6 protein-coding genes and 1 tRNA gene are annotated in these 6,331 nt (G+C 38.4%); 1 reads left to right on the forward strand and 6 read right to left on the reverse strand.

Annotation, left to right across the window (positions count from 1 at the left end; all coding sequences use genetic code 11):
* The 6 genes from Q8907_11115 to Q8907_11140 form a co-directional block, all read right to left on the reverse strand.
* The coding region (locus Q8907_11115; protein ID MDP4274817.1) for a transglycosylase SLT domain-containing protein at nucleotides 1-1,446 on the reverse strand (1,446 nt) is incomplete at its 3' end.
* An 8-nt stretch (nucleotides 1,447-1,454) separates the two neighbouring features.
* Nucleotides 1,455-1,679, reverse strand: coding sequence for a twin-arginine translocase TatA/TatE family subunit (tatA, locus tag Q8907_11120; GenBank protein ID MDP4274818.1), 225 nt, complete (start codon nucleotides 1,677-1,679; stop codon nucleotides 1,455-1,457).
* A gap of 39 nt (nucleotides 1,680-1,718) precedes the next feature.
* Nucleotides 1,719-3,044, reverse strand: coding sequence for an RIP metalloprotease RseP (gene rseP / locus Q8907_11125; GenBank protein ID MDP4274819.1), 1,326 nt, complete (start codon nucleotides 3,042-3,044; stop codon nucleotides 1,719-1,721).
* Between the two features lie 97 nt (nucleotides 3,045-3,141).
* The gene (locus Q8907_11130; protein MDP4274820.1) at nucleotides 3,142-4,299 is read right to left on the reverse strand and encodes a 1-deoxy-D-xylulose-5-phosphate reductoisomerase; all 1,158 of its coding nucleotides are present in this window, start codon (nucleotides 4,297-4,299) and stop codon (nucleotides 3,142-3,144) included.
* Between the two features lie 30 nt (nucleotides 4,300-4,329).
* Nucleotides 4,330-5,139, reverse strand: coding sequence for a M23 family metallopeptidase (locus tag Q8907_11135; protein MDP4274821.1), 810 nt, complete (start codon nucleotides 5,137-5,139; stop codon nucleotides 4,330-4,332).
* Between the two features lie 145 nt (nucleotides 5,140-5,284).
* On the reverse strand, nucleotides 5,285-5,665 hold the full coding sequence (locus Q8907_11140) for a desulfoferrodoxin family protein (protein ID MDP4274822.1): 381 nt from the start codon (nucleotides 5,663-5,665) through the stop codon (nucleotides 5,285-5,287).
* Nucleotides 5,666-5,858: 193 nt separating this feature from the next.
* Between Q8907_11140 and Q8907_11145 the strand changes: the two genes are divergently transcribed.
* A tRNA-Met gene (locus Q8907_11145) sits at nucleotides 5,859-5,930 on the forward strand.
* Nucleotides 5,931-6,331 lie beyond the last annotated feature (401 nt).

Below are 6,331 nucleotides of genomic sequence, written 5' to 3' on the forward strand. Positions count from 1 at the left end.
ATGTATGCCCTTTTTTAGGTTATTCAGGCTTTTTATTGAATCAGGCGACTGAAGTTTGAATTTTTCACTTATACTCCAGATCGTATCGCCTTTCTTAACCTTATAATAGATTATTCTATTCCTTTGATTGACAGGTAAGTTAATTGTATCTTTTTCTTTATCCTTATTGGAAAATAAACGGGCTGAATCGCCACGGGCTACCCATATATCCATTTTTTGCCCTATATGAATATCCCTGGATGTCAATTTGTTCCAGGCCATGATATTTTCCGGCGTACAGTTGAAAGCCAGGGAAATTTTATGGAAACTATCACCCTTTTTAACGATGTAATTGATTTTCTCCATATTCTCCGTATTCCCTGCATTAGCTACCAGGGTATTGTAATTTTTAGGAGGGATATAAGTACTATAAATGCTATTCTGAAGTTTTAAAAAAGTGGTAATCTTATCGGAAGGGAGTACCAGGATTTGAGGTTTTTTCAAATCAGGGATATAACCCATTTTATAGACAGGATTTAAGAAATGGAGTAAATCAGGCGATATGTCAATTTTCTTTGAAATTTGCTGAAAAGAAACTGCCCGGTCAATTTTCACCGTATCCGTCTGATTATAGGTTAATAATGGCTTTTCGGTATATATGCGATGAGCTTCAGCATAATTCATCACATAATTGGCAGCAATGAAAGCAGGAATATAAGCCTGGGTTTCTGCAGGCAAATAATCCTTTATATCCCAGAAATTTGTTTTTCCGCCTGAACGGACAATGGCATTGCGGACTGCAGCAGGCCCACCATTGTAAGCCGCAAGAACCAGATCCCAATCATTAAAAATACGGTACAGGTATTTTAAATACTGGCAGGCTACCTCGGTTGACTTAAACGGATCATAGCGTTCATCAATATAAGAATCAATCTTCATATTGAAGAGCTTTGATGTATTCAGCAAAAGTTGCCATAAACCCACTGCACCAGACTTGGACACAGCCAGTGGATTTAAAGCAGATTCCACAACAGGAAGATATTTCAATTCTAAAGGAAGGCCATAACGGCTCAGGGCATCTTCAAAAATGGGAAAATACAAATTTGAAAGCCCTAGAATTTTAGAAAAATCGCGATGCCTGTTTATAGTATACAGATCGATAAATTTTTTGACCTGAATATTATAAACCAGTTCCATGGGTGTCCTTTTCGCCAAATCCTCAATACGATATTCATATATCAGATTAGGAAATTTAGGAATAGCTATTTTCTTCCCAGAACTTAAGGAACCGGATTTTTCAATTGATGCATGGCTGTCAAATACTGGCAAGAGTGCCATGCTGTCTATCTTGGCTAATATAATCTCCGCTTTGGGACTTAGGGTATCCCTTGATTGTCCTTCAACCCTAAGGCTACAAATATTCAAAAAACAAAAAACAAAAAACGCAGAGGTAACAATTTTAGCCATATAGCAAATTACTTATTTTCTTCCTCTTTTTCTAATGCTTTAGGCTCAGGTTCAGGTTCTTTCTTTTTCCCTTCAGGTACTTGTGATGCTTTCTTGAATTCGCGAATTCCTTCACCAAGACCTTTCATCAAATCAGGAATTTTTTTGCCCCCAAAAAGTACGACTATAATTAAAAGAATAAGTAATAAGTGTTCTAAACTTAAAAACTCCAAAGTAACAAACAAGCAACTCATAAATTTACAGTTTAAAATTAGGAATCAAAGGTAGTTATTTTATTTAAAAAGTTTTATTACATCATTTGCATTTGCATATATTAACAAGCCAAATAACAATATCATACCAACAATTTCGGCATATTCGAGAAACTTATCTCCGGGTTTCCTTCCGGTAACCATTTCAAAAATTAAGAACATCACGTGGCCTCCATCCAATCCGGGGATAGGAAGGATATTCATAATTGCCAGAATGATGGAAAGAAAAGCCGTTAAACTCCAGAAAGATTCCCAGTCCCACACACCGGGGAATATTTTCCCAATTGAGATAAAGCCTCCGAGAGATTCATAAACCTTGGTTTTGGGTTGAAACAGAAGTTTCATCTGCTTGAGATAACTGCCCGTAGTATAAATTCCTTTTTTTATACCGGCAGGAACCGAAGCAAAAAATCCATATTCTATTTTCTTAAGTTGAAAGAAATCGCCCATCTCCCCTTTGGGATAAATGCCCAACAAACCGGATGCGGGTACAACAACTGAAAGATTAACTTCCTTGCCGCCACGAATAACCTTCACAGCTATCGACTTCCCCTTGTTTTTGGATAAGACAGTTTTAAACTGATCAAAAAACTGAACTGAATCCTTGTTGATCTGAACCACTTTATCCCCTTTTATAAAGCCAGCCTGTTTAGCAGGAGAATTTTTAACAAAATCACCAACTATAAAAGGGAATCTGGGTGAAATGACAACAGTACTTTTTGATTTTACAACCTGTGAAATAAAAGCTTCGGGAACTCTAATATTTATAATTTGAGAACCTCGCTGTACCTGTATGGTTTTTGCATTATCAAGCAACATAGTCGGTACAATCTTGCTGAAATTTTCTACTTTCTTATAATCAACAGATACAATCTTATCCCCATTTTTTAATCCCATATTGGTGGCTATGGAATCACACATAATCCCGTACTTGGCATTGGCAGTAGGCAGGTATTCTTCTCCCCAGACATATAAAACGGAAGCATAAATAACCAAAGCAAGAATAAAGTTTACCAATACCCCGGCCAGCATAATCATCAACCGCTGTCCAATTGGTTTGGAACGGAATTCATAAGGTTGAGGAGGTTGTTTCATCTGCTCCGTATCCATTGATTCATCAATCATGCCGGAAATTTTCACATACCCTCCCAGAGGCAGCCAACCTACACCATACTCGGTTTCACCTTTTTTAAATTTGAATAAGGAGAACCAGGGATCAAAAAAAAGATAAAACTTCTCTACCCGGGTCTTGAATAATTTGGCAAAAGTAAAATGGCCAAATTCGTGCAGTATAACAAGTATAGAAAGACTCAACACAAGTTGAGCAACTTTTATCAATATTTCCATCAACAAGAATTATTAAGTACTACAAAAAACTCCCAAACCTACATGAATTTTCCAACAAAGAAAAATTTTTCTAAGGAACAATCACTTCCGGTTTGTTCTATATCACTTCAAGGGTCATTTTGCGGGTTTCAGCATCTGTCTCCGCATAATCCTCAAAAGAAGGATTTTTAATAAAATCCACTTTCCCTAAAATATGTTCTATGATTTCCGCCATTTTAAGAAATCCTATTTTATCTTTCAAAAAAGCATCGACAACAATTTCATTGGCTGCATTCAGCGCACAGGGCTTGTTCCCCCCCTGCTTCAAAGCTTCAATGGAAAGAGAAAGGCCCCGGAAAAGCACGGTGTCCGGTTTTTCAAAAGTCAGGGAAGGATGATCCATAAAAGAAAAACGAGGGAAGTCCGATTTCAGCCTTTGAGGAAAGCCCAGGGCATATTGAATGGGAAGCCTCATATCGGGAAGCCCCAACTGAGCCTTAATGGCTCCATCTTCAAACTGCACAAGGGAATGAACAATGGACTGGGGATGAACCACTACCTCAATCTGCTCGGGTTGCAGGTTAAAAAGCCAGCGGGCCTCAATGGTCTCAAATCCTTTATTCATCATAGATGCAGAATCTATAGTCACCTTAGCCCCCATGTTCCAGTTCGGATGTTTTAATGCCTCTGTCTTAGTGACGCTTTGAAGGTAATTTATGTCTCTCCCCCTGAATGGGCCACCTGAAGCGGTCAGAAATATTTTTTCTATTTTATTGTATCTTTCTCCTGCAAGACATTGAAAAATGGCCGAATGTTCCGAATCGACAGGAAGAATGGCAATGTTCTTTTCAGCAGCCAGACGGGTAACCAGCTCGCCCGCAACCACCAGGGTTTCCTTATTAGCCAGGGCAATACTTTTCCCGGCTTCAATAGCCTTTATGGTAGGAAGCAATCCTGAATAACCGACAAGAGCCGTCAACACCAGGTCAATTGATTCCATCTGGACAATCTGATTCAGGGAGTCACTGCCGGCAAATACCTTTACAGGGTAACCTTGAAGTGCTTCAACCACCTGCTGATATTTGCCCTTATTCACAATAACCACATGATTAGGCAAAAACTTCCTGGCCTGTTCAATGAGTAATTCAGCATTGTTGTTGGCGGTAAGAACTTCAACTTCAAAAATATCCGGATGCTTCTCAATGACTTCCAACGTCTGCTTACCAATAGAGCCTGTAGAGCCTAATAGTGCGATACGTTTTTTTTTCACATTCATTATAAATCTTCGACTTATTATAATCTCTAATCAGAAAACAATATATTGTTCAGGATTAACTGGTTTCCCATTGTACCAAAGTTCAAAATGAAGATGAGGGCCGGTAGTCAGCTCACCTGAATTGCCAACAATGGCAATGGCTTCACCGGCTTTGACATGGTCACCCATTCGTTTAAGTAACGTGGCATTGTGCTTATAAATTGAAACCAGATTGTTGTTATGTTGTATCTCAATCACATAACCCGTTTCTATTGTCCAATTTGCCATAATTACCGTTCCATCAAGAGTAGCCATCACCGCATTATTGGATTTGGTAACTATGTCGGTACCCAAATGGCCTTCACCAGGATTAAAGGAACTGGTTATGATCCCCCGCAAAGGTGCAAAAAATATCAGATTTGAAATTCCCTCGTTGTTTACTTTCTTATTGCTATTTACAGCGAAGAAACTTAAACGGTCTTCTTCTTCCACCCTTTTTCTTAAAAGAGAGTCCTGTCTTGACTTGGTAAATTTAATTTTCTTGGTAGAAATTGACTTGTCCCCGGGACTTACAGGATTTTTGGGTTCTTCGCCCCTGACAATAGCATTCAGATTGCTGATATACTGATCTTTTATCTTCAATTCATTTTCCAGGGAATCCACCCTTAAGGCACTCAAAACAATATTCTGGCGCATCTGGGTACTGGGATAGCCGGGGATTATCTCTCGAATAGGAGTATAACAAACAAGCAGGACCACCACCAACATTACAATCAGTACAAAGGTACCCATTACCGAAAGCACATTCATTCCTGAAAGCCTCAAGTGCCAAACTTCCTCGAAGTTGGCATCGTTATACATAATCAAACGATATTTCCGCCTAAGTTTATGTATAACCTTTTTCTTTGTACTCTTTTTTTCTCCTGTTCTTTTCTTTGCTACGCGGGCCATGGTTGTCTCAAAATCTGGTTACAAAGATATAAAATATATTGCCCGCCCCTTTTCTTTAAAGAACTTTAACAAATTTTGCTTCACTTTGCCATAACCCGTGTTTGGTGCAGCAAGCCAGCGCACTAAGATTCATACTTACCTTGGGGATGATAAAAAAATCCACTTCCAGGTGGCTGGGTTTGTTTCCCAGGGTGCCGGGAGTAAAATGTGCCTCAGCAAGAAAAGTCTCCCTGTTCCACAATTGTATAAAGCTTATATAATGGTCATAATCATCAGGATGCAAATATTCATCCCCGATTTTTACTTTCACTTTAAGCTTTTCGCCCGCTTTAACCGTACTTTCACAAATGATGCGGGGAGTGTGACGGTCAAAAAAATCTTTCTCTGCCTCTTTTTCTAAATTATTGGCATTGACTGAAGTAAACATCTTAGGCATGGTAAATAATTTTTTAATTGAAATTATTTATTCAAAATTACAACTTATTTTTTGTGATTACATAATAATCTTATACATTTGCACCACCGAAAAGAAAAACAAAGCTTACAAGTTACAATGTAAGGACTAAGCGATAGATGAAATTCGGGAGTTGTCAGTTCAGTGATTCAGACATTTATTTTTTAAGATATATTGCGGGGTGGAGCAGTGGTAGCTCGTTGGGCTCATAACCCAAAGGTCGTAAGTTCGAGTCTTGCCCCCGCTACTAAAGAGTCCGCTAAATGCGGACTTTTTTATTTTTAGGGGCTCTTATCCGCCAGCCGGCGGACGTAAGTTCGAGTCTAAATCAGACAGGATTACAGGATTTACATGTTTTCAATTACACTTCAAACAATATCAAACAACTTCGAACCCTCTTGAATCCCCTTTATTTTTCGTGCTCTCTGTGACCTAGTGATTAATACAAGACGATTAGGTAGTTAAAATCCTCAAAATCAAACTCTGTCCCTCAAATATTCAGTATCCTGTTATAATCCCTTTTGTGATCCTAGATTTTAGTTAAACGGAATAAAAAGAACCTGGTATCACATACTCCCCGAAGAACAGTAAGGAAAGCTTCTTTTTTCATAAAAAATTAAAAAGAAAATACATCGGTTCTAGTTTAAT

It is taken from the genome of Bacteroidota bacterium (genome assembly GCA_030706565.1).
Classification (GTDB): Bacteria; Bacteroidota; Bacteroidia; order Bacteroidales; family JAUZOH01; genus JAUZOH01.

Coding starts and splice junctions, on each gene's coding strand:
- rseP (MDP4274819.1), bottom strand. CDS start 3,044: ATGGAAATATTGATAAAAGTTGCTCAACTTGTGTTGAGTCTTTCTATA.
- Q8907_11135 (MDP4274821.1), bottom strand. CDS start 5,139: ATGTATAACGATGCCAACTTCGAGGAAGTTTGGCACTTGAGGCTTTCA.
- tatA (MDP4274818.1), bottom strand. CDS start 1,679: ATGAGTTGCTTGTTTGTTACTTTGGAGTTTTTAAGTTTAGAACACTTA.
- Q8907_11140 (MDP4274822.1), bottom strand. CDS start 5,665: ATGCCTAAGATGTTTACTTCAGTCAATGCCAATAATTTAGAAAAAGAG.
- Q8907_11130 (MDP4274820.1), bottom strand. CDS start 4,299: ATGAATGTGAAAAAAAAACGTATCGCACTATTAGGCTCTACAGGCTCT.